Here is a 22,621-nt window from a genome sequence, read left to right as displayed (position 1 = left end):
ACCACGCGAGCGAGCGTAGAGGAAGATTGCGCCGAATTGAAGAGCCAGAACGCGCCCTTGGGCGCGACAGTTCACAGCATCGGCAAGGATAGGGCGGCGCAACCGGGGTGCGCGCGGCGAAAATGACGCCGCAGGTTGCGGCCGCCGCGGCGGGCGCCCTTCGGCGCCGCACCGGTCTACCGGGTCGGCACCGGGCGGTGCAGCACCTCGAAGAGCGCCTTGCGGACATATTCGTTGCCGCAGACGACATTGCCGGCATCCAGCATGGCATTGCCGCCGTCGAGATCGGAGACGAAGCCGCCGGCCTCGCGGACCAGCAGGATGCCGGCGGCCATGTCCCATGCCGACAGGTCGCGCTCCCAGTAGCCGTCGAAGCGTCCGGCAGCGACATAGGCGAGATCGAGCGAGGCGGCGCCCATGCGGCGGATCCCGGCAGCCTCGCCCATGACGTGGCGCAGCTCGATCAGGAACTTGCCGTGGTTGCCGCGGCCGAGATGCGGCACGCCGCAGGCGATCACGCTGTCGGACAGCTCCTTGCGGGCGGCGACCCGCAGGCGGCGATCGTTGAGGAAGGCGCCGCCGCCCTTCTCGGCGGTGTAGAGCTCGTCGGTCGCCGGGTTCAGCACGACGGCGGCGACGATCTCGCCGTTGCGCTCCAGCGCGATCGAGGAGGCGAAGAAGGGAATGCCGTGCAGGAAGTTCGTCGTGCCGTCGAGCGGGTCGACGATCCAGCGGTGCGCGCCGTCGGTGCCCTTGATCTCCTCGCTCTCCTCGCCGAGAAAGCCATAGGTCGGGCGGGCCTTGAGCAGCTCGTCGCGGATCAGCTTTTCGGCCTTGCGGTCGGCCTGGGACACGTAGTCGCCGGGGCCCTTCAGCGACACCTGCAGGTTCTGCACCTCGCCGAAGTCACGGGCGAGCGACTTGCCGGCCTTGAAGGCGGCCTGGACCATGACGTTGAGAAGAGCTGAGCGGGCCATCGGGACTTGTCCTTGTCAATTGTCCGGCGGCGGAGGCGGTCTGCACACCGCCGGCGGAAGGCGGCCTCAGTCGGCGCGCCGAAGATAGGTGATTTCGTTGGTGTCGACGAGAATGCGCTCGCCCGCCTCGATGAACGGCGGCACCAGCACGCGCACACCATTTTCGAGGATCGCCGGCTTGTAGGACGAGGCTGCGGTCTGCCCCTTCACCACCGGGTCGGCCTCGGCGATCGCAAGCACGACCTGGTCGGGCAACGACACGCCGATCGGCTTCTCGTCATAGAGCTGGACCGTGACCATCATGCCGTCCTGCAGGAAGGCGGCGCGGTCGCCGACGAATTCCTTCTGCAGCTCCAGCTGGTCGTAGCTGTCGACGTCCATGAAGACGAGGCCCTCGTCCCGCGCGAACAGGAACTGGAAGTCCTTCTTCTCGAGCTCGACACGTTCGACCGTTTCCGAGGAGCGGAAGCGCTCGTTCAGCTTGGTGCCGTCGATCAGGTTCTTCAACTCGACCTGGTTGAAGGCGCCGCCCTTGCCGGGCTTGACGGTGTTGCACCTGACCGCCGCCCACAGGCCGCCGTTGTGCTCGATGACGTTGCCCGGCTTGATTTCGTTGCCGCTGATTTTCATGAGGGTTCCGCGAGGTGTTGCCGGCTCCGCGCCATCGGGCGACCAGAACCGTCTTGCGGCCTCAAGACCACAAATCCCTTCAAAGTTCAAGTCTGCGCGCAAGCAGGCAGCCATTCGTAGGCCGCCGGGCTGGGCTGACAGGGATCATCGCGATCCCTCACATCCATTGCCAGGCAAGTTCGGGACCGTCTTTCTTTTCGCATGTCTTTGTCCCGAAACCGGTTCCCGCTTTCGGGAGAAATACTCTATCGCCGGCGGAACTTGTTGGCGGCGCTGATCGCCGCCTTCTGCTGCTCGTCGGTCAGCCCCAGATAGAAATCCTCCAGGCCGGGATCGTGGAGGCCGGCGCGGCGCGACAGCACGAACCACTTGCCCGCCTCGACCGGGTCGGGCCTGGTCCCGATCGCGTTGATATAGAGATAGGCGAGCCGGTTCTGCGCCACGACGTTGCCGCCATTGGCCGCCCTGCTGAGCCAGCCGAAACCGGCTTCGTTGTCGCGCTCGCCGGCAATCCCGTTGACGAGCCAGATGCCGAGGTCGAGCTGCGCGGTGTCGAATCCAGCCCGCGCCGCCCGCACCAGCCATTCGCGGGCGCGCCTGGTCTTCTCTGGAGGCAGTCCGGTGAGGTTGGTATAGAGCTGCGAGAGCGCGTACTGGGCGTCGGCGATGCCCTGTTCGGCCGACTTCTCGTAATAGGGCAAGGCGGCGCGCAGCCCCTTTTCGCCGGGCATGTCGGCGACGAGCATCTGGCCATAGTTGAACTGCGCCGAGGCATTGCCGGCGTCCGCCGCCTGCTTCATGAAATTGTCGGCCGCCTTGCGGTCGCGTGGCACGACCCGCCCCTCCATCAGCAGCAGCGCATACTTGAACATGCCGGCCGGATCGCCGCCCTCGGCCGCCTGCTTGTACCAGAAGGCCGCCTGCTTGCGATCGCGCTTGACGCCGAAACCCTGGTTGAAGAGTTCGGCAACCAGCGTCTGCGCCGCGGCATCCCCGGCCTCGGCGCGGGGAATGGCGAGTTCCATCGCGGTCAGATAGAGGCCGCGCTGGAAGGCGCCATAGGCCTCGTCGATCTTTCCGGAATAGGCTTTTTCCGCCGGCAGTTCGGGCAGCGGCACGCCCATGCGGTCGAGCACGCCCAGACCCTCGGATGGCGCCTGCAGTGTCTTGCCGTCGCCCAGGGCGGGGTTACCGTCCTTCGGGGTCAGCCTGCCGACCGGCTCGCTTTCGCCGGTGGGTTCGAGGAGCCGCGAAGCGCGGCTGTCCGGGGCCGGTCCATCGAGGCCGGCGGCGTTCTCGTCGCCCACGGCGGCTTCGGCCGGCCCGGCCTTGGCCGGGGAAGTCGTGCTGTCTGCCGGCGCGCCCGGGATGCCCGGAAGAGCTGTGGCCGGCTCGGCCGCGTCGGGTCTGGCGGCGTTCGGCACCATCGCCGGGACGGCATCGCCGCCGGCGTGTTCTCCGCTATTGTCAGCCTGCGCGGCCTCCGGCTTCGGCGCATCCTGAGCGAACGCGAACGGCACGCCGGCGCCAAGCGCGCAGCACAGTAGCGTTGTCAGCCGAAACAGCCTGAAGTCGGAAGCCCTCGTCATGCGCCGCCTTTAATCCTCGAACCGTGGCGCTTTTTCGTCAAGCAGCGCGTTCACGGCGGCAACGGCCTGGGCGGCGTTCGCGGGCTCGGCAAAGACCGCCTGGCAGAGCGCCACGAATTCGGCGCCGGTTTCGGCGACCGCCAGCGCGGACTGCGGATCGGTGCCGCCCATGACGATGCAGGGCACCTCGACCATCGACGCCCACCATTCGGCAAGCGCCAGGTTCTTCTGGTGTGCCTCCGGCTTGATGTCGCCGCCGATCTTGCCGAAGAAGATGTAGTCCGGCGCCAGTTCGCCGACCTCCAGCGCCATGTGGCGGTCCTTCGCATGGCCGGCACCGACGATCAGCTTCGGCGAATGCTTTTCCATCGCCTCGGCGAGCGCCTCGAGGCCGCCGGTGACGTGCAGCCCGTCGGCGCGGGCACGCCCGGCGACCCGGGTGTCGCCCGCGATCAGCGCCGCCGCCCCGGCGTGCTGGATCACCGGCACCAGCGCCTCGGCATGCTGCTGGAACAGGCTGTCCTCGAGCCCGTATTGCGGCAGGATCACCGAAGCGACATCGCCGCCGCGCAGCGCGTCCTCCAGCATCGTCCTGCGGGCGGCGATGTCGTCGCCCTCGGGCACGATCAGCACCAGGCGGCAGCGGTTTTCGGTTCCAGTCATCGAATATCCATCGTCTGCATTCACATCGCGCGGCGAGGGGGTCTCGCCAGGCCTCGCCAAAGCCGATAGACCGGATATCGCAACGGATCAATCGCCGCGCATGTCCATCGACCCCAGCCTCTATCTCGCCGCCGTTCCCGCCGTCATCCTCGTCGGCCTCACCAAGGGTGGGATGGGCGAGGCGCTGGCGCTGATGGGCGTCCCCATCCTTGCCATGGTGGTTCCGCCCGTGCAAGCGGCGGCGATCCTGCTGCCGATCCTCGTCGCCAGCGATGTCGTCTCGCTGTGGATCTGGCGCCGCCACAATGACCGGCGCACCCTGCAACTGCTGCTGCCGGGCGGCATCATCGGCATCGGGCTGGGCTGGGCGACGTCGGCTTACGTGCCGCGCGATGCGCTGCGGCTGATCATCGGCATCATCACCATCTTCTTCGCGCTGCGCTATTTTTACGGCCAGTGGCAGATCCGGCGGGGCATCGCCGTTCCCCCCAAGCCGCACCGCGCCGGCCCGGCCGCCTTCTTCGGCACGCTGGCCGGGTACGGCAGCTTCGTGGCGCATGCCGGCGGCGTGCCGTTCCAGGTCTACGCGCTGCCGCTGAAGCTTCCGCCGCGCGACTATACCGGGGCGGCGGTGCGCTACTTCGCGATCCTCAATGCGGTCAAGCTCGTCCCCTACTTCGCGCTCGGCCAGCTCGACACGGCCCACCTGACGATCTCGGCGACGCTGGCGCCGATCGCGGTCGCGGCGACCGCCGCCGGCGGATACATGGTCAAGCGCATGAAGCCGGACGTGTTCTATCCCTTCATGTACACGATGGCGCTGCTCGCAGGCCTTAAGCTCGCCTATGACGGAGTGGCATTGTTGGTGTAGCGGCGGGACAGAGGCCCATGCAGCGCAACGGCAACCGCCGTGGCGATCGGATCGCTCGAACGGCGGTCGTGACCTACCTCAAACAAAAGCATCCCGGCGCGGGAGCAGCCGGGATGCCGAAACGGTTGGATGTTTGAAGGCCTGTCGGCCCCCGCCTTTGTCATTTTTTGCGATGACGGGTAGCGGAATCCCTGTTTAAAAACACCTGCCCGTCAATTCGTCGACGAGCGCAGTCTCTCGATCTCGTCCTTGATGCGCAGCTTCCGCCGCTTGATCTCGGCAATGTCGACATCCTCCTTGGACGGCCGGGTCATCGCTTCGTGAAGCTCTTCCTCGAGGGCGAAGTGCTTCTTTTCAAGCGTGGCAAGATGAGCCTCAATCGACATATCAAGTTCCTTCCTTCTGCTCTCACCCGACGCTTTCGCGCCGGATGGTCGAGGTTGCAACATTCAAAGTCTGCCATGCCATTTTTCATTTGTCGAAGGCGAATTCATGGCCGAGGATTACTTCCCGTAGACCTGCCTTTCATGGTAGGAGCAGCCTTCTCGCTGGACGCGAGTGGGGCAGGTACGGCCGCCATCGGCAGGGGATGGGATGAAGAGCATGGCAGACCAGGAACAGGCGGAACTGCGGTTGGCGATAGCCCGGCTGCGCCAGGAGCACGAGGACTACGACGCCGCCATCAACGCCATGATTCAGGTCGGTTGCGACGCGCTCAGGGTTCAGCGGATGAAGAAAAAGAAGCTCGTGATCAAGGACCGGATCTCGAAGATCGAAGATCAGATCATTCCTGACATCATCGCCTGAAACGGAACCCGATCGTGAAGACACCGCAGACGCCCCCAGTCGCCATCGTCATGGGCAGCCAGTCCGACTGGGAGACGATGAAGAACGCCGCCGATACGCTCGACGCCCTCGAGGTCGACTACGAGGCGCGAATCGTTTCCGCCCACCGCACCCCCGAGCGGCTCTACCAGTTCGCCAAGGAGGCTCGTGCCGAAGGTTTCAAGGTGATCGTCGCCGGTGCCGGCGGCGCCGCCCACCTGCCGGGCATGATTGCAGCACTCACCGCCCTGCCGGTCTTCGGCGTCCCGGTCCAGTCCAAGGCGCTGTCCGGCCAGGACAGCCTGCTGTCGATCGTGCAGATGCCGGCAGGCATCCCGGTCGGGACGCTGGCGATCGGCAAGGCCGGCGCCGTCAATGCCGCCCTGCTCGCCGCCGCGGTTCTGGCCCTCTCCGATCCCGAACTGGCGCTCCGGCTGGATGAATGGCGGGATCAGCAGAGCGCCGCCGTCGCAGACTATCCGGTGGATGGCCCGCTATGAGCGTGCGCACCGTCGGTATCATCGGTGGCGGCCAGCTCGGCCGCATGCTGGCCATGGCGGCCGCGCGCCTCGGAATTCGCACCGTCGTTCTGGAACCCCAGGCCGACTGCCCCGCGGCCCAGGTCGCCAACGCCCAGATCGTCGCCGCCTATGACGATCCCGCCGCGCTCGAAGCGCTCGCCGGCCAATGCGACGTCGTCACCTACGAGTTCGAGAACGTGCCGGTGGGCGCCGCCGAGCGGCTGGCGCATTCGGTGCGGGTGTTTCCGCCACCGCGGGCGCTGGAGGTCTCGCAGGACCGGCTGGTGGAGAAGCGCTTCATCAACGACTGCGGCGTCGCCACCGCCCCCTTCGAGGCGGTCGACAGCCAGGCCGAGCTCGAGGCTGCCCTCGACGGCTTCGGCGGCATCGGCGTGCTGAAGACGCGGCGGATGGGCTACGACGGCAAGGGCCAGCGCATGTTCCGCTCGCCGGCGGAAAGCCGCCGGGGCGTGTTTGCGGCACTCGGCTCGGTGCCGCTGATTCTCGAGGGCCTGATTGCCTTCGAGCGGGAGATCTCCATCATCGCCGCCCGCGCCCAGGACGGCACGATCGTCTGCTACGACCCGGCCGAAAACGTCCACCGCGACGGCATCCTGCACACCTCGACCGTTCCGGCGGCGATCAGCGAGGCGACGGCCGACCAGGCCCGACGCGCGGCGCGGGCGATCCTCGACCGGCTCGACTATGTCGGCGTGATCGGCGTCGAGTTCTTCGTGCTCGGCGACGGCCAGCTGGTGGCCAACGAAATGGCGCCGCGGGTGCACAATTCCGGCCACTGGACGGAGGCGGCCTGCGTGATCTCGCAGTTCGAGCAGCATATGCGCGCCGTCGCGGGCCTTTCGCTCGGCGACGGGCGGCGCCACTCGGACTGCGTGATGTACAACCTCATCGGTGACGACATCGAGACCGTCCCCGCCTGGCTGAAGACCCCGGACGCCCTGGTGCACCTCTACGGCAAGACGGAATCGCGTCCCTGCCGCAAGATGGGACACGTGACGAAGCTGCGTTGAGAGCCGGCGGCACGGTGGAAAATCACGGTTCGCCGGCCTCCAAAACACAGCCGAACGGTTGACAGGCCCCGGACGAACCGTTACACGAACGCCAACCTGAGAGCGCGCCCCAAACGGCGCGTTTTTAATTGACAAGATTTCGGGCGGATTCGTTTCCTCCCCAGCATCGCGGATCAGAAACATGAAGATCAAGAATTCGCTCAAGTCGCTCAAGACCCGCCATCGCGAAAACCGCCTGGTTCGCCGCAAGGGCCGCGTCTACATCATCAACAAGTCGAACCCGCGCTTCAAGGCCCGCCAGGGCTGAGCGACGGCGCTCGCTGTCGAGATATCGGTTTGCTTTCGGGCGCATGCGGTTTAGCATAATCGAATGCGCCCTTTCGCTTTTTGCCTGAGCCTGCTGCTGCTTTCCCCCCTGCCCGGTGCCGCAAACGCGCAGTCGCCGGAGCCGCGGCCGGCGGTGACCGCCCCCGACCCGTCCGCCCCTCCCGCCGTGCGGCTGGACACCCTGTTTGCCGAGCTGAAGCACGAGGGCGACCCGGCGAAGGCGAAGGCGATTTCCGACAACATCCGCGCCGAGTGGCGCCAATCGGGCAGCGCGACCGTCGACTTCCTGATGCAGCAGGCCGACAAGGCCATGGCGGAAAACAAGGACGCCGCCGCTTTCGACTATCTCGACGAGGTCATCCAGCTGGCCCCCGGCTATGTCGAAGGCTGGAACCAGCGCGCCACGCTGAACTACAAGGAAGGCAACTACCGCAAGTCGATGGCCGACATCAACCGGGTGCTTGAGATCGAGCCACGCCATTTCGGCGCTATCGCCGGCATGGCAATGATCCTGACCAGCTACGGCCGCGACCAGCTGGCGCTTGAGGCCTGGCAGCGCTTCCTCGATATCTACCCCTCCGAACGGCGGGCCCAGAAGGCGCTCGGCGACATCGCCGAAAAGCTGGCGGGCAGCCGGACCTGATTGAGGCTGATCTCTCCTATCGGCAATTCTTGCGACCTGCCTTAAGCCGCCGGGGGCGCAATACGCACGCGCTCAAGTCATCAAATTGGCTCAGTTCGGTGGTGGAATAAGGACATGCACCATCGGAGGATCTGCCATGATGTCTCGTGTTGCATTCCTCGCCTCGTTTGCCGTTCTTGTCATTGGAAGCGCTTCCATGACGACACCGGCCGCTGCACTGACGATGAAAGAGTGCAGCGCGAAATACAAGGCCGCCCAGGGCAGCGGCAACACCATGAAATGGAACGACTTCAGGAAAGCGGAGTGCGGGCCGGACGCCACCGCCGAACCTGATGTGACGCTGAATGCGAATGAAACCGCAGAGCCCGAGAAGCCGACGATGAAGGCGCCTGCCGGCGTCCAGTTTCCGTCGAAAATCGCGCCCAAGTATGCCAGCGAGCCTGCCGGCAAGGGGCGGATGCACACCTGTGTCGACGCCTATCATCAGAACAAGGACGCCAACACGCTCAATGGGCTGAAATGGATCCAGAAGGGCGGCGGTTTCTACAGTCTTTGCAACGCGAAGCTGAAAGGCTAGCGGCAAACAAAGGAGCGGTGCAGAACACCGCTCCGCCTTCTATTCCAGGTTTTCTCAATAGCCGCACTCGTGTGCCGATTTCATTGCACGCTCGGCTTCGGTCATCGTCTTGAAGGCCTTGCCTACCTGCATCTCGCTTTTGCCGTTCGGCTTGTGCTGCGACACGGTGCACTTTCCACCGGCCGCATGCTGGATATAGTACTGGCTCGCGGCCAGGGTCTGACCGGCGCTCAGCATCACACACGCTGCCAAAACAATCCTGAGCATGACGTTCTCCTTGGTTGGAACTACCGCCCAATGCAACGGTAGGGACATCATACTCCTCCCCTACCCGTCGACACAGCATTCAACGCATCCGGGGCGATCACTTTTTACCGCGTAGCGACCAGTTGGCCCCTCCATTCGCGCAAGCTTGGTTCAATTCTGCAGATGACAAACCTGGGTTGTTGAGCAGGAGGCGCCGCAGCGACGCCACGGCATCGCTGCCCTTCCCCATGGCAGGGAAGAGCGGCAGGAAAGACCGGCCAGGGGGGCGTGCGACAGGCGTGCGGGCCGCTTCGCGACGGCTCAGACGCCGCTCACGCCATCGGCGCCGATATAGGCGATGCGCAGCATGTTGGTGGCGCCGGGCGTTCCGAGCGGCACGCCGGCGGAGATGATGATGCGGTCGCCCGGCTTGCCGAAGCCTTCGCTGACGGTGATGCGGCAGGCCCGGTTGACCATGTCGTCCAGGCTCTCGGCATCGCCGGTGACGACGCAATGCAGCCCCCAGACGACCGAAAGGCGCCGCGCCGTCTCGATGATCGGCGACAGGGCGAGGACCGGGACCTGCGGCCGCTCGCGGGCCGCGCGCAGCCCGGTGGTGCCCGACGAGGTGTAGCAGACGATCGCCGAAAGGTTCAGCGTCTCGGCGATCTGGCGGGCGGCAAGCGAGATCGCATCGGCGCCGGTGGCCTCGGGCGGGGTCCGCTGGGCATTGATGATGCCCGGATAGTTCGCGTCACGCTCGACCTTGCTGGCGATCGCAGCCATGGTGGAGACCGCCTCGACCGGGTATTCGCCGGATGCGGACTCGGCCGACAGCATGACCGCGTCGGCGCCCTCGAACACGGCGGTGGCGACGTCGGAGACCTCGGCGCGGGTCGGCACCGGCGAGGAGATCATCGATTCGAGCATCTGCGTCGCCACGACGACCGGCTTGCCGGCACGCCGGCAGGCGCGCGTCAGGTGCTTCTGCAGACCGGGAACGGCCTCGAGCGGCATCTCGACACCGAGGTCGCCGCGGGCCACCATCAGCGCGTCGGACAGCTCGATGATCTCGTCGATGCGCTCGATCGCCTGCGGCTTTTCGATCTTCGACATCAGGCCGACGCGGCCGCGTGCCACCTTGCGCACCTCGGCGAGATCCTCCGGACGCTGGATGAACGACAGTGCCACCCAGTCGACGCTGCCGGTCGACAGCACCGCATCGAGATCGGCGCGGTCCTTCTCCGTCAGCGCGCCGACCGGCAACAGCGTGTCGGGCAGGCTGACGCCCTTGCGGTCGGAAATCTTCGTGCCGGCGATCACCGTGCAGACGATCTTCTTGCCGTCGGCCTGCTCGGCGCGCAGGTGCAGCTTGCCGTCGTCGATCAGCAGGCGATGACCGGGCTTGACCGCCGCCAGGATTTCCGGATGCGGCAGGAAGACCCGCGTGGCATCGCCCGGCTCGTCGCGGTTGTCGAGCGTAAAGGTCTGACCGGCGACGAGATCGGCCTTGCCGTCCTTGAACTTGCCGACGCGCAGCTTCGGGCCCTGCAGGTCGGCAAGGATGCCGATCGGCCGGCCGCAGCGCGCTTCCACGGAACGGATGCGGCTGATGAGCGTGCGCATCAGGTCATGGCTGGCGTGGCTCATGTTGATGCGGAAGAGATCGGCCCCGGCCTCATGCAGCTTCTGGATCGTTCCTTCCTCGGCGGAAGCCGGTCCGAGCGTGGCGAGGATCTTTACTCTTCTGTTTCGTCTCATCAATTCTGGCTTTCTTGCGTCCCTGGTGTGTCGGAGAGCTGGACCATCCAGCTGCCCTGGCGGCCGGTGTCGTACTCCTTGAACCCCATCCGCTGGAAACCGCGGGCGAAGCAGTCCTTGACGCCGGTGATCTTGAACTCGTTCTCGGCCACGCACATCTCGACGTCGCCGGTCCAGCGCCCGCCGCGCGCGGCATCCTCGGCATAGAGGTAGTAGTAGCGCGACTGCAGTTCGCCCTCGATCAGCGTGGCACAGGTCGTCGCCGGAACCTGCCACCAGCCTTCGGTGACCCAACCCTCGGTGGCGCGGTAGCCGATGGCGACGCCGACGAGATTCTGGGTGCCGTTGCAGACGCGGAAATCCGCATGGGCGGCTTCGGGCGCAGCAAGGAACAGGAAGGCGGCGGCGGCAAGAAGGCCAGTGAACGAAAGGCCGGACGACGGACGGACAGAGCGGAGGTGAGAACGAACTGACACGGCTTCCAGTGGAACTCCGTTGATGTGGGCAGACGCTTTCTTGCGACGGCAGGCTGCGAATGTCAACGCGACACTAATCGATTACAGCCGCAATCGAGCGCCCCAATCGACGGTTTGCGACCGATCCGGCGGTCTTGCGATCGCCGGTCCGGCATGCCATCAAGCCCTCGATCACCAGCCCGGGAGATTGCATGCCGAGCGATAGCGTCAACGACAGCCCCTTCGAGATCATCGACGGCGATGCCGCTTGCGGCCTCGTGCTGCTTGCCGATCACGCCACGAATCACCTGCCGGCGCGCTACGGCCGGCTCGGCCTGCCGGAAAGCGCCTTTTCCCGGCACATCGCCTATGACATCGGCATCGAGGGGCTGACGCGGCGGCTCGCCGCCCGCCTCGGCGTGCCGGCGGTGCTGAGCCGCTTCTCGCGCCTGCTGATCGACCCCAACCGCGGCGAGGACGATCCGACGCTGATCATGCGGATCTCCGACGGCGCGATCATCCCCGGCAACCACCCGATCTCGGCCGAGGAATGGCAGCACCGGCTACAGAGCTTTCACCGGCCCTACCATGCCGCCGTTTCCGAGACGATCGGAAGGGTGGCTGCGGCGTCGGGTCGGGCGCCGCTGGTCATCTCGCTGCATTCGTTCACGCCGGTCTGGAAGGGCGTGCCGCGCCCGTGGCACGTCACCGTGCTGTGGGACGGCGACGACCGCGCAGTCAGGCCACTGCTGGCTGCCTTCGGCGCGATCCCCGGCATCGTCACCGCCAGCAACGAACCTTACGACGGGGCGCTGCGCGGCGACACCATGTTCCGGCATTGCATGATGGCGGCCATCCCCCATGCGCTGATCGAGATCCGGCAGGACGAAATCGGCGACGACGAGGGCGAGGCGCGCTGGGCCGCCCGCCTTGCGCCGATCCTCGCCGACTTGAATGCCGACGCGGACCTGCACACCTATCAGACATTCCCCTCCCGCACCGGCGCGTACTAGGCGGGACAGATGATTGTACCGGTGGCCGGTGCGCTCGCAGGCAACCGAAAGGAGGTTATGGTGGACATCAACGAAGAACAACGCACCGCTTTCGAGGCGGCGGCCTTCCGGCGGCTGGTCGCGCACCTGCGCGAGCGCAGCGACGTGCAGAACATCGACATGATGAACCTCGCCGGGTTCTGCCGCAACTGCCTGTCCAACTGGTACCGCGAGGCAGCGAACGAGGCGGGCGTCGCAATGGACAAGGAGCAGTCGCGCGAGATCATCTACGGCATGCCCTACGACGCCTGGCGCGACCTGCACCAGAAGGAAGCGAGCCCCGAGCAGAAGGCCGCCTTCGAAACGAACCGCCCGAAGGAATAGTGGGGGAAACTGGTATAAGCGGCGAAAATCGCGTTCTCCCAGACCGCGGGTCTTGATCTCGCCGGAACTTCGCGGCAGACCACCGCCATCATATTTCTCATTCCCCCAACGAGGAGAAGACCATGTCCGATGCCAACGGCGTCGCCCGCGACCAGCTTCGTGCCTTCATCGAGCGGATCGAGCGCCTGGAAGAAGAAAAAAAGACGATCGCCGACGACATCAAGGACGTCTACGGCGAAGCCAAGGGCGTCGGCTTCGACACCAAGATCCTGCGCAAGGTCATCCAGATCCGCAAGCAGGACAAGGACGAGCGCATGGAACAGGAGGCCATCCTCGACACCTACCTGCAGGCACTGGGCATGATCGAGCTGCCGCCGGACGCCGAATGACGCCGCTCGCCGGCTGACGACAAGAACCCGCCTCGGCCGTTCCAGCCTGGCGGGTTTTTCTTTTGGGGCTGGAAGGTTTTCTGCGGCCGGCAGCGACGGCGCCAGATCCGCCGTGCTGACAGCGCCCTTTCGCCCCTCTTCATCGCTCGAGCGGTTCACACGGCTCCGTCATGCCGGACTTGATCCGGCATCCAGGCAGTCCTTGAGCGTAATACAAGCCTTTCGCGCGGCAGACGCGGCGCTGCTGGACCCCGGATCAAGTCCGGGGAGACGGAAGAGCAGTGCTCGCGAAAAATGGCGAGGCTGTCAGAGCGGCAATGCAAAGCGCGGGAGATGGGTTCACGCGCTCTTGCCCCGCAACCGCCAGCCCCGGGAGGCGGGCCTCAGTTCGTGTCGGAGAACTTGCGCACTTCCATGAAGTTGACGGCGCTGCCGCTGAACCGGGCGGGATCGACCACGACCTTGGCCGGCTGGAAGCCTGCCATGTAGACGGTGGTCGGGGCCGTGCGCAATTTCGGGCTGACGAAGCGCGGTGCCTTGACCGGTTTCGACAGCGTCGCCACGCGGCCCTGCGTCAGGGCCCATTGCGAGATGATCTTCTCGTTCAGCTTCGGCTCGGTCCGGATCGCGCCGCGCGCGGCGGCATCGGCGTCCTGCTTCTTCGGCCGGCCCCCCTTGGTGGGAAGCTCGCTCGGCTGGACGTCGAAGGCGGTGAGCGCTTCGGGCGCGCGTCGCGAGGCGGTCGGCACGAGAGCGGCAAGCTCGACCGGCGTGCCTGCGTCCATCTGGTCGCTCGGGGAGGCGAGCGCCACGCGCGTGGCCGCCTCCGCCGTCAGGCCATCCTCATGCTCGGCTTCGGCGACCACGGCAACATTGGCCGAACCGTTCTGGTCCGGCACGCCGACCTCGACTGCGGCAGCCGCAATAAGGGCGGTTTCGTCGCCGGGCCGCGCGCCGGGAACAGGGATGACGCCGAAGTCCTGGTCGGAGAGCCCGACCGCGGACGCGGTCAGCACGCCTTCCTCTGCCTCGCCCGGCAGGGTGCGCTTGCCGAGAAGCTCCGGCACGGGCACGCGGTAGGCGCCGAGATCGGCGAACTGCGCCTGCGCTTCACCCGAGGCCGGAAGCGCCGCATTGAGGGCGGCGGCGGCATTGTTCGTCGACGGCGAGACAAGCGCCAGTTCGGTGGTTGCCGCCTCGCTGCGGAAGGCCGGACGGACGAGCGGAACCGGTGCATTCAGTTCGGCGATTTCCGTTTCGGTCACGACCGGGCGGGCCTGCGGCGTGGCGGACGCAGCGACGCCCGGCAATTCGCCCGTACCGGTCGAAGCGTTGGCGCTCGCCGCCGGTGCCGGCGCCTCGAGCGGCTCGGCGCTGGCGATCGCAGTGGGCTCTTCATCCTCGTCCCCGCCAGCGCCGAAGAGCGCGGCCAGGAGGTTGCGCTTCTTGCCGGAACGCGCCTGGTCCGGCGATCCGCCGCCGGCGACCTGTACCGCATCGGCACCGACGCGGCGCTTGTAGTCGGCGACCGCCTGATTATAGCCCGGCAGCGGCTTGCCGTCGGCGGGCAGGTGCATCGTCTTGCCGTCCGGGAACAGGCGGACCAGTTCATCACGGCTCATGCGCGGCCAGGCGCGCACGCCGCCGACGTCCATGTGGATGAAGGGCGAGCCGGAGGTGGGATAATAGCCGACGCCGCCGACCTCGAACTTCATGCCGATCTCGCGGATCGTCTTCAGCTTCACGTCGGGGATATAGAAGTCCATCGCCTTGCCGAGCATATGCTGGCTCTTCTTGGCCACGCCCTTGGAGCGCGAGCGCAGCATCGAGTTCGTGGCCGGCGAGCGATAGGCGGAGACGACGTGGATATAGCTGCGCGATCCGCTCTTCTGGTAGACCTCCCAGACGAGGTCGAAGAGTCGCGGGTCCATCTTGGTCGGTTCGTTGCGGCGCCAGTCGCGCAGGAAACGGTTGAGTTGCTCGAGACCCTTCTGGTCGTAGCGACCGTTGCGCTTGAAGGTGATCTCCGCCTTTTCGTTGGTATGGACAAAGTAGAGTTTCAGCGAACGCGTGCCGGAAGCGGCATCGGTTGCCGACGGGACCAAAGCCGGAACGGCGAGCGAGAAAGCCAGAGCGGCGACGGTCAATATCCTCGGAGCCTTGGCGACGGCGGCTTGGCACATAGCTAGCGCGCTGGCTCCCCGGAGCGTCATCGGTCCAATGATGTCTGCCAATTCTATCCCCGTCCTGTGGACTATATAGACGCCCGCCGAGGGTTCAGATGACGTCCAATTGCGGTGACAGCATGGCATATTCGCCACAGTCGCCGGTGCTCTCCGCTTATAGTGAACGATCCACTAACAAGCGGTGAACGGCAACGGGGAAAACATGTGAGGCCTGAGAAATCAACTGAAATCAGGCGGCATCCTTGAGCGGATTGTCCGGATCGATGCCATAATCCTTCAATTTTCGATACAAAGTCGACCGTCCGATGCCCAATTTGCGCGCAACCTGGCTCATCTGACCATGGTAGAACTTCAGCGCGAAGCGGATCAATTCTTCCTCGACTTCGGCGAGGCGACGCACCTGACCGCCTCGATCGACGCTCGCGATGGTGTTTTCAGCCGCCGGTTGCGGATTTGATTCGAAGCCTCCGCCCGGACGGAAATCGGGATGGACCGGCGGCTGTCCGGCGTCTGACGCCCTTACCGGATCGGCCGGGGCGTCCCAGGATACGGTACCGGCGTCCGATATGGCGTGGCCGGGGAGCTGCGTGGCGATCTGCGGGAAGTCGGCGGTACCGAGTTCCGCCCCTTGCGCCAGGACCACGGCGCGGAAGATTGCGTTCTCCAGCTGGCGGATGTTGCCCGGCCAGTCATAGGCGGTCAGAAGCGCCATGGCGGCGGACGACACCGACAGCGGCGTGGCGAGCTTCTGCTCGCCGGCGAAGCGCTCGACGAAGGCGCGGACCAGAACCGGGATGTCCTCCTTGCGCCGGCGCAGCGCCGGGATCGTGATCGGGAAGACGTTGAGGCGATAGTAGAGGTCCTCGCGGAACCGCCCCTCCTTGACCTCGGTGATCAGGTCCTTGTTGGTGGCGGAGATCAGCCGGACATTGACCTTCTGCGGCGCGCGGGCCCCGACCGTCTCGATCTCGCCCTGCTGCACGGCGCGCAGCAGCTTCACCTGCACCTCCAGCGGCAGGTCGCCGATCTCGTCGAGGAAGATCGTGCCGCCGTCGGCCTCGGCGAACTTGCCGATGTGGCGCTCGGTGGCGCCGGTGAAGGCGCCCTTTTCGTGGCCGAACAGGATGCTCTCGACCAGATTGTGCGGAATGGCGCCGCAATTGACGGTGACGAAGGGCTTGCCGGCCCGATCGCTGCCCGCCTGGATGGCGCGCGCCACCATTTCCTTGCCGACGCCGGATTCGCCTTCGATGACGACGGGGATGTTGGACTGGGCCGCGCGGCGGGCGAGATCGATCACCCGCAGCATTTCCGGGCTGCCGGAGACGATGTCCTCGAACTGCACCGCCTCGCTGCGGGCGCGCCGACCGGAGCGGCCGCGCTGGTCGCGCTGCTCGAGCTTGAGCGCGTTGTCGATCGCCACCCCGAGGCGTTCCGGCGACACGGGCTTGACGACGAAGTCGAAGGCACCGGCGCGCATCGCAGTGACGACGGTATCCAACCCGCCCTGCCCCGTCTGCACGATCGCCGGGATCGTGCTCTCGCGCTCGGCGAGCGCGGCGAGGAAGGCCGTGCCGTTCATCTCCGGCATCATCAGGTCGAGCAGGATGACGCTGATCAGCCCGCCCTTGCGATCGAGGACTTCGAGGCCACTGCGGCCGTTGTCGGCCATGTGCGCGACATGGCCGAGGCGCTCGATCATGTTCTTCAGGAGCCGACGCTGGACAGGATCATCGTCGATGACAAGAATGTGGGCCGCCATTGGAACCTCCTTGCCGGGCCGCGCGTCATGCGCAGAGTTGGCACAATCATTATGACGGCGGACCTTGGCATGAAGGGCTGAACATGCCGTTTTGAGAAAGGCTTGCTTTTTAACCAATGGCGACGCAAGCAAGAACGCCCAACCACGCATGAGGCTTCCGATGTCCGTTTTCGACCTTTCGCCCGCAATCCACCACGCGACCGCCACGGCCGGCGCCATCGCCGGTGACCTCGGCGACCTGCCGGCCTGGAACCTCGGCGACCTCTATGCCTCGCCGGCCGCACCGGAATTTCTGGCCGACATGGAAAAGGGCGCAGCCGACGCGCTGGCCTTCGAGGCCCGCTGGAAGGGCAAGCTGGACGCGGCGGCCGACAAGACCGGCGACGAGGGCATCGGCGCGGCCGTGAGGGAATTCGAGGCGCTGGAGGACCTGCTCGGCCGCGTCGCCTCGTTTGCCGGCCTGACCTATTTCTCCAACACCACCGATCCGGCCAACGGCAAGTTCTATGGCGACGTGCAGGCGAAGATCACCGACATCTCGGCGCATCTGCTGTTCTTTACGCTGGAACTGAACAGGATCGACGACGCGAAGCTGACCGCAAGCCTGGAGCGTGACGCGCTCGCCGCCCATTACCGCCCCTGGATCGAGGACCTGCGCAAGGACAAGCCGCACCAACTTGACGACCGAACCGAGCAGCTCTTTCTGGAAAAATCCATGACCGGGGCCGCCGCCTGGAACCGGCTGTTCGACGAGACGATGGCCTCGTTGCGCTACACGATCGACGGCGAGGAAGTGCCGCTCGAAGTGGCGCTGAACCTCTTGCAGGATGCCGACGGCGAGACCCGCAAGAAGGCGGCGATGGCGCTGGCGAAAACCTTCCAGGAAAACATCCGCACCTTCACGCTGATCACCAATACCCTCGCCAAGGACAAGGAGATCTCCGACCGCTGGCGCAGCTTCGAGGACATCGCCGACAGCCGGCACCTGGCCAACCGGGTCGAGCGCGAGGTCGTCGATGCGCTCGCCGCGGCGGTCCGCGAGGCCTATCCGCGCCTGTCGCATCGCTACTATGCGATGAAGGCGAAGTGGCTCGGAATGGAACAGCTGGAGTTCTGGGACCGCAACGCGCCGCTGCCGGAGACGCCAAACGCGCTGATCCCCTGGAGCGACGCCAAGGACACGGTGCTTTCGGCCTATCGGGACTTCGCGCCGGAAATGGCGGCGATCGCCGGCCGCTTCTTCGACGAGAACTGGATCGACGCGCCGGTGCGGCCGGGCAAGGCGCCGGGCGCGTTCGCGCATCCGACCGTGCCGTCTGCGCACCCCTACGTGCTCGTCAACTACATGGGCAAGCCGCGCGACGTGATGACGCTGGCGCACGAGCTCGGCCACGGCGTCCACCAGGTGCTGGCCGGCGGCCAGGGCGCGCTGATGGCCTCGACGCCGCTGACACTGGCCGAGACGGCGTCGGTCTTCGGCGAGATGCTGACCTTCCGCAGCCTGCTCGACCAGACGAAGGACAAGCGCGAGCGCAAGGCGATGCTGGCGCAGAAGGTCGAGGACATGATCAACACGGTCGTGCGCCAGATCGCCTTCTACGAATTCGAGCGCAAGGTGCACACGGCCCGAAAGGAAGGCGAGCTGACCGCCGAGCAGATCGGCGATTTGTGGCTGTCGGTGCAGACCGAAAGCCTCGGGCCGGCGATCCGCATCTCGGAAGGCTACGAGACCTACTGGGCCTATATCCCCCACTTCATCCACTCGCCCTTCTATGTCTATGCCTATGCCTTCGGCGATTGCCTGGTGAACTCGCTCTATGCGGTCTACCAGCAGGCCGAGAGCGGCTTCCAGGAGAAGTACTTCGAGATGCTGAAGGCCGGCGGCACCAAGCACCATTCCGAACTGCTGCAGCCGTTCGGCCTCGATGCGGCCGATCCGTCGTTCTGGAGCAAGGGCCTGTCGATGATCGAAGGGCTCATTGACGAACTCGAGGCGCTTGATAAGGCCGCCTGAATCACCTGCCGAGAACCAATGAGATGACCGATCGCGAACGCTATGTGCTCCTGCGGGACGACCGCGAGGACCGGACGACGGTCTTCGCCGATCCGCTGCGCCTGATCACGGTGCGCAAGGCGGCGGACTTCGAGCCGGCGCTGCGGGCGCTGCAAGCGGCGCATGACGAGGGCAACTGGATCGCCGGCTTCATGAGCTACGAGGCCGGCCATCTGTTCGAGCAAAAACTCGCGCGTTTCGCGGTCGACGGACGCGAGACGCCGCTGATGAGCTTCGGCATTTTCGCAGCACCCGCCGACGGACACCCCCTCGCCCGACCGCGGCAGCGCGTCGAGAACGAGCCCTTCGTCACCGAACCGAAGGCGGGATGGGACCTGGAGGCCTATCGGCAGCGCTTCGACCGGCTGCACCGGCACCTGCGCGAAGGCGACTGCTACCAGGCGAACCTGACCATGCCGATCCGCGCCCGCTGGAACGGCGATCCCGTCGCCGCCTTCTGGTCGCTGATCGAGCGCCAGCCGGTGAGGTACGGTGCGCTGGTCTCGCTCGACGGGCCGATCCTGCTGTCGCGCTCGCCGGAACTGTTCTTCCGCGTCGATAAGGACGGCTTTATCGAGACGCATCCGATGAAGGGCACCGCCCCGCGCGGCGCCAATGCCGCCGAGGACGAGGCGATCGTGGCGGCGATGCTGGCCGACCCGAAGAGCCAGGCGGAAAACCGCATGATCGTCGACCTCTTGCGCAACGACATCTCGCGGGTCACCGAGGTCGGCACGCTGGAGGTGCCCAAGCTCTTTGCCATCGAGACCTACCCGACCGTCCACCAGATGGTGAGCCACGTGCGGGCCAAGCTTGTGCCGGGGACCTCGATCCGCGACATCTTCGCCGCGCTGTTTCCCTGCGGCTCGGTCACCGGCGCGCCGAAGATGCGGGCGATGGAGATCCTGCACGACCTCGAGGCCGGCCCGCGCGACGCCTATTGCGGCGCGATCGGGCTGATCGCCCCGGACGGCACCATGCAGTTCAACGTGGCGATCCGCACGCTCTCGCTCTTCGAGGGCGGCGAGGCCGTCTTCAATGTCGGCGGCGGCATCGTCTTCGATTCGAACGCCGAGGCCGAATACGAGGAATGCCTACTGAAGGCGCGGTTCGCGGTGGGAGACCAATGGATATCTCGCTGATCGAGACGCTGCGCTTCGAGCCGGAAGAAGGCTTTATCCGGCTGGACCGGCATCTGGCCCGATTGCAGCGCTCGGCGGCGGCGCTGGGGATTTTGGGGGCGGAACGGGCCGAGGCCGCGCTTTCGGATGCGGTGGGTGCCACGCCCTTCCCTCCCCCTCGTGGGGAGGGTGGCCCGGAGGGCCGGGAGGGGTCTTCGCAGCAATCGCCCGCGACCTCTCTGCAGCCTCCCCTCCCCAACCCCTCCCCACAAAGGGGAGGGGCTTGCCCGCTTCGCGTCCGCCTCGAGCTCTTCGCCGACGGCCGGATCGAGGTGAAGACCGCGCGGTTCGTGCCGCTCGCCGCGGACGCCGTCTGGACAGTTCGGATCGCGACGACGCGGCTTTCCTCCGCCGAGCCGCTGCTGCGCCACAAGACGTCGCGCCGTGCCGTCTACGAGGCCGCCCGTGCGGAGTTTTCGGCCGCCGACGCCGACGAGGTGATCCTTCTCAACGAGCGCGGCGAGGTCTGCGAGGGCACGATCACCTCCGTCTTTCTCGACGACGGCACGGGGATCTTGAAGACGCCGCCGCTCGATTGCGGCCTGCTGGCCGGCGTGCTGCGCGAGGAACTGCTCGCAACCGGCCGGGCCACTGAACAGCGACTGCAGGTCGACGACCTGCTCCGCCACCCCTTCTTCGTCGGCAATTCGCTGCGCGGCCTGATCCCTGCAAGGCTGGCGGGATAGGTGCTATCCACCAAGGTCCGTTCGCGGTGCGCGCTGCCGGCCGTCGAAGAGTTTTAGGACTTCCATCACTGACCGTCCGCAGGCCGAGTACACGGTCTGGTCGGCAGGCGCGCCGGACTCGCCCGCCAGTTCCGGACGATTGGCGGCGGTTGACAACTCAGACGCGACGCTTCGTGCCCACTTTTTTGTGACGGAATTCTGTGCTCTAGGCATTTTCATCCCGAAAGCGGGGCCGTTTGACCCTCTTTTCGCGAATCGCGCGCGCACTCCCAAAGGAGATCGAAGGAAAATGGCAGACAAGACCTACCCGGTTTACGGCGAGATCACAGGCCCGATCATCATGATCGGTTTCGGCTCGATCGGCCGCGGCACGCTTCCGCTGATCGAGCGTCATTTCAAGTACGACAAGAACCGCCTGATCGTCATCGAACCGCGCAAGGATGCTGCCGACGACGCGCTTTACGCCCGCCACGGCGCCCGCCACGTCGCCGAGTTCGTCACCAAGGAGAACTACAAGGAACTGCTGAAGCCGCTGATCAAGGAAGGCGGCGGGCAGGCCTTCGTGGTCAACGTCTCGGTCGACACCGGCTCGGTCGACCTGATGCGGTTCTGCCGCAAGCACAAGGCGCTCTATGTCGACACGGTTATCGAGCCTTGGCTCGGCTTCTACTTCGACAAGAACATGAAGAATGCCGACCGCACCAACTACGCGCTGCGGGAAACCCTGCGCAGGGAGAAGGCGAAGAACCCGGGCGGCACGACGGCGGTCTCCACCTGCGGCGCCAATCCGGGCATGGTCTCCTGGTTCGTCAAGGAAGCGCTGGTCAATCTCGCGGGTGATCTCGGCGTCAAGCACGACGTGCCGGCGCAGGACGACCGCGAGGGCTGGGCGAAGCTGATGAAGAAGGTCGGCGTCAAGGGCATCCACATCGCCGAACGCGACACCCAGCGCGCCAAGACGCCGAAGCCGCTCGACACCTTCTGGAACACCTGGTCGGTGGAAGGCTTCATCTCCGAGGGCCTGCAGCCGGCCGAGCTCGGCTGGGGCACCCACGAGACCTGGATGCCGAAGAACGCCAAGAAGCACAAGAAGGGCTGCAAGGCGGCGATCTACCTCGAGCAGCCGGGCGCGAACACGCGCGTGCGCAGCTGGTGCCCGACGCCGGGTCCGCAATACGGCTTCCTCGTCACCCACAACGAATCGATCTCGATCGCCGACTTCTTCACCGTTCGCGACAAGGACGGTGACGTGACCTACCGGCCGACCTGCCACTACGCCTACCATCCGGCCAACGACGCGGTGCTGTCGCTGCACGAGATGTTCGGCAACGGCGGCAATGCGCAGCCGGTGCACCACGTGCTGGACGAGAACGAACTGGTCGACGGCGTCGACGAGCTCGGCGTGCTGCTCTACGGCCACGACAAGAACGCCTACTGGTACGGCTCGCGCCTGTCGCTGGCGGAGGCCCGCGAGCTCGCCCCCTACCAGAACGCCACCGGCCTGCAGGTGACCTCGGCGGTGCTTGCCGGGATGGTCTGGGCGCTGGAAAACCCGGAAGCCGGCATCGTCGAGGCCGACGAGATGGACTACCGGCGCTGCCTGGAAGTGCAGCGTCCCTATCTCGGCCCGGTCGAAGGCCATTACACCGACTGGACGCCGCTCGACGGCCGTCCCGGCCTGTTCCCGGAAGACCTCGACACCAAGGATCCGTGGCAGTTCCGCAACGTTTTGTTCCGCTAGTTCCAGCGGCAACGCCCGTCAAATCCGGAAGCGCCCGCCCGTCGCGGGCGTTTCATTTTGAGACGGATAACCTTTTTTGCCGTGCCGCCCGACTCTTGCTTTCACCATCCGTTCACGGCATGGTCGAGCGG

24 protein-coding genes are annotated in these 22,621 nt (G+C 65.9%); 14 read left to right on the top strand and 10 right to left on the bottom strand.

The window, feature by feature from the left end:
• Nucleotides 1-176: 176 nt before the first annotated feature.
• The 4 genes from C7449_RS14285 to C7449_RS14270 all read right to left on the bottom strand — a co-directional run bounded on the left by C7449_RS14285 (nt 177) and on the right by C7449_RS14270 (nt 3,859).
• Nucleotides 177-977, bottom strand: coding sequence for an inositol monophosphatase family protein (locus C7449_RS14285; protein ID WP_108003479.1), 801 nt, complete (start codon nt 975-977; stop codon nt 177-179).
• 66 nt (nt 978-1,043) lie between these two features.
• Nucleotides 1,044-1,607, bottom strand: a complete 564-nt coding sequence (gene efp, locus C7449_RS14280) for an elongation factor P (protein WP_108003478.1) — start codon at nt 1,605-1,607, stop codon at nt 1,044-1,046.
• A 245-nt stretch (nt 1,608-1,852) separates the two neighbouring features.
• Entirely contained in the window at nt 1,853-3,034 is a 1,182-nt protein-coding gene (locus C7449_RS14275) for a tetratricopeptide repeat protein (protein WP_108003660.1), read from the bottom strand.
• Between the two features lie 171 nt (nt 3,035-3,205).
• Nucleotides 3,206-3,859 (bottom strand): thiamine phosphate synthase, encoded by a 654-nt coding sequence (locus C7449_RS14270; protein ID WP_108003659.1) that lies wholly within the window; start codon nt 3,857-3,859, stop codon nt 3,206-3,208.
• 100 nt (nt 3,860-3,959) lie between these two features.
• On the opposite strand from C7449_RS14270, the gene C7449_RS14265 reads away from it, so the two are divergent.
• Nucleotides 3,960-4,730 (top strand): sulfite exporter TauE/SafE family protein, encoded by a 771-nt coding sequence (locus C7449_RS14265; protein WP_108003476.1) that lies wholly within the window; start codon nt 3,960-3,962, stop codon nt 4,728-4,730.
• Between the two features lie 212 nt (nt 4,731-4,942).
• Here C7449_RS14265 and C7449_RS14260 read toward each other — a convergent pair whose 3' ends face one another.
• Nucleotides 4,943-5,116, bottom strand: coding sequence for a YdcH family protein (locus tag C7449_RS14260; RefSeq protein WP_108003473.1), 174 nt, complete (start codon nt 5,114-5,116; stop codon nt 4,943-4,945).
• 217 nt (nt 5,117-5,333) lie between these two features.
• Between C7449_RS14260 and C7449_RS14255 the strand changes: the two genes are divergently transcribed.
• From C7449_RS14255 to C7449_RS14230, 6 genes are all read left to right on the top strand, one after another.
• Nucleotides 5,334-5,537, top strand: a complete 204-nt coding sequence (locus C7449_RS14255) for a YdcH family protein (protein WP_108003658.1) — start codon at nt 5,334-5,336, stop codon at nt 5,535-5,537.
• Between the two features lie 50 nt (nt 5,538-5,587).
• Entirely contained in the window at nt 5,588-6,055 is a 468-nt protein-coding gene (gene purE / locus C7449_RS14250) for a 5-(carboxyamino)imidazole ribonucleotide mutase (protein ID WP_108003471.1), read from the top strand.
• Nucleotides 6,052-7,107 (top strand): 5-(carboxyamino)imidazole ribonucleotide synthase, encoded by a 1,056-nt coding sequence (locus C7449_RS14245; protein ID WP_108003470.1) that lies wholly within the window; start codon nt 6,052-6,054, stop codon nt 7,105-7,107. Before purE ends, C7449_RS14245 begins: the two co-directional genes overlap by 4 nt.
• Before the next feature lie 181 nt (nt 7,108-7,288).
• Complete coding sequence (gene ykgO / locus C7449_RS14240; protein WP_012709334.1) at nt 7,289-7,414, top strand: type B 50S ribosomal protein L36; 126 nt, start codon at nt 7,289-7,291, stop codon at nt 7,412-7,414.
• A 63-nt stretch (nt 7,415-7,477) separates the two neighbouring features.
• Nucleotides 7,478-8,077 carry a tetratricopeptide repeat protein gene (locus C7449_RS14235; RefSeq protein WP_108003468.1) on the top strand — a complete coding sequence of 200 codons (600 nt, stop codon included), beginning with the start codon at nt 7,478-7,480 and terminating at the stop codon, nt 8,075-8,077.
• 136 nt (nt 8,078-8,213) lie between these two features.
• Nucleotides 8,214-8,654, top strand: coding sequence for a hypothetical protein (locus C7449_RS14230; protein ID WP_108003466.1), 441 nt, complete (start codon nt 8,214-8,216; stop codon nt 8,652-8,654).
• A 54-nt stretch (nt 8,655-8,708) separates the two neighbouring features.
• Here the strand turns inward: C7449_RS14230 and C7449_RS14225 are convergent, their stop codons facing one another.
• The 3 genes from C7449_RS14225 to C7449_RS14215 form a co-directional block, all read right to left on the bottom strand.
• Nucleotides 8,709-8,921 (bottom strand): hypothetical protein, encoded by a 213-nt coding sequence (locus tag C7449_RS14225; protein WP_146165087.1) that lies wholly within the window; start codon nt 8,919-8,921, stop codon nt 8,709-8,711.
• Nucleotides 8,922-9,221: 300 nt separating this feature from the next.
• Nucleotides 9,222-10,661, bottom strand: coding sequence for a pyruvate kinase (gene pyk / locus C7449_RS14220; RefSeq protein ID WP_108003464.1), 1,440 nt, complete (start codon nt 10,659-10,661; stop codon nt 9,222-9,224).
• Entirely contained in the window at nt 10,661-11,137 is a 477-nt protein-coding gene (locus tag C7449_RS14215; protein WP_374828196.1) for a DUF1036 domain-containing protein, read from the bottom strand. The genes pyk and C7449_RS14215 overlap by 1 nt, the downstream gene beginning before the upstream one ends.
• A gap of 191 nt (nt 11,138-11,328) precedes the next feature.
• Here C7449_RS14215 and C7449_RS14210 point away from each other — a divergent pair, with 191 nt between their 5' ends.
• The 3 genes from C7449_RS14210 (at nt 11,329) to C7449_RS14200 (ending at nt 12,881) form a co-directional block, all read left to right on the top strand.
• On the top strand, nt 11,329-12,129 hold the full coding sequence (locus tag C7449_RS14210; RefSeq protein ID WP_108003463.1) for an N-formylglutamate amidohydrolase: 801 nt from the start codon (nt 11,329-11,331) through the stop codon (nt 12,127-12,129).
• Between the two features lie 57 nt (nt 12,130-12,186).
• A complete protein-coding gene (locus C7449_RS14205; protein ID WP_108003656.1) occupies nt 12,187-12,492 on the top strand; it encodes a DUF1244 domain-containing protein in 306 nt (101 codons plus the stop codon).
• Nucleotides 12,493-12,614: 122 nt separating this feature from the next.
• The gene (locus C7449_RS14200; RefSeq protein ID WP_108003462.1) at nt 12,615-12,881 is read left to right on the top strand and encodes a DUF2312 domain-containing protein; all 267 of its coding nucleotides are present in this window, start codon (nt 12,615-12,617) and stop codon (nt 12,879-12,881) included.
• 383 nt (nt 12,882-13,264) lie between these two features.
• Here C7449_RS14200 and C7449_RS14195 read toward each other — a convergent pair whose 3' ends face one another.
• Entirely contained in the window at nt 13,265-15,115 is a 1,851-nt protein-coding gene (locus C7449_RS14195; RefSeq protein WP_374828195.1) for a DUF882 domain-containing protein, read from the bottom strand.
• Between the two features lie 181 nt (nt 15,116-15,296).
• Nucleotides 15,297-16,829, bottom strand: a complete 1,533-nt coding sequence (locus C7449_RS14190; protein WP_108003460.1) for a sigma-54-dependent transcriptional regulator — start codon at nt 16,827-16,829, stop codon at nt 15,297-15,299.
• A 160-nt stretch (nt 16,830-16,989) separates the two neighbouring features.
• On the opposite strand from C7449_RS14190, the gene C7449_RS14185 reads away from it, so the two are divergent.
• From C7449_RS14185 to C7449_RS14170, 4 genes are all read left to right on the top strand, one after another.
• Nucleotides 16,990-18,843, top strand: coding sequence for a M3 family oligoendopeptidase (locus C7449_RS14185; RefSeq protein ID WP_245414390.1), 1,854 nt, complete (start codon nt 16,990-16,992; stop codon nt 18,841-18,843).
• 23 nt (nt 18,844-18,866) lie between these two features.
• Nucleotides 18,867-20,024, top strand: a complete 1,158-nt coding sequence (locus tag C7449_RS14180; protein WP_108003458.1) for an aminodeoxychorismate synthase component I — start codon at nt 18,867-18,869, stop codon at nt 20,022-20,024.
• Nucleotides 20,009-20,749, top strand: a complete 741-nt coding sequence (locus C7449_RS14175; protein WP_170115892.1) for an aminotransferase class IV family protein — start codon at nt 20,009-20,011, stop codon at nt 20,747-20,749. Before C7449_RS14180 ends, C7449_RS14175 begins: the two co-directional genes overlap by 16 nt.
• Before the next feature lie 289 nt (nt 20,750-21,038).
• Entirely contained in the window at nt 21,039-22,490 is a 1,452-nt protein-coding gene (locus C7449_RS14170) for a homospermidine synthase (protein ID WP_108003456.1), read from the top strand.
• The last annotated feature ends 131 nt before the right edge of the window (nt 22,491-22,621 follow it).

The sequence above is a fragment of the Mycoplana dimorpha genome, assembly GCF_003046475.1.
Classification (GTDB): Bacteria; Pseudomonadota; Alphaproteobacteria; order Rhizobiales; family Rhizobiaceae; genus Mycoplana; species Mycoplana dimorpha.
This window is presented reverse-complemented; position numbering and strand designations above follow the sequence as displayed.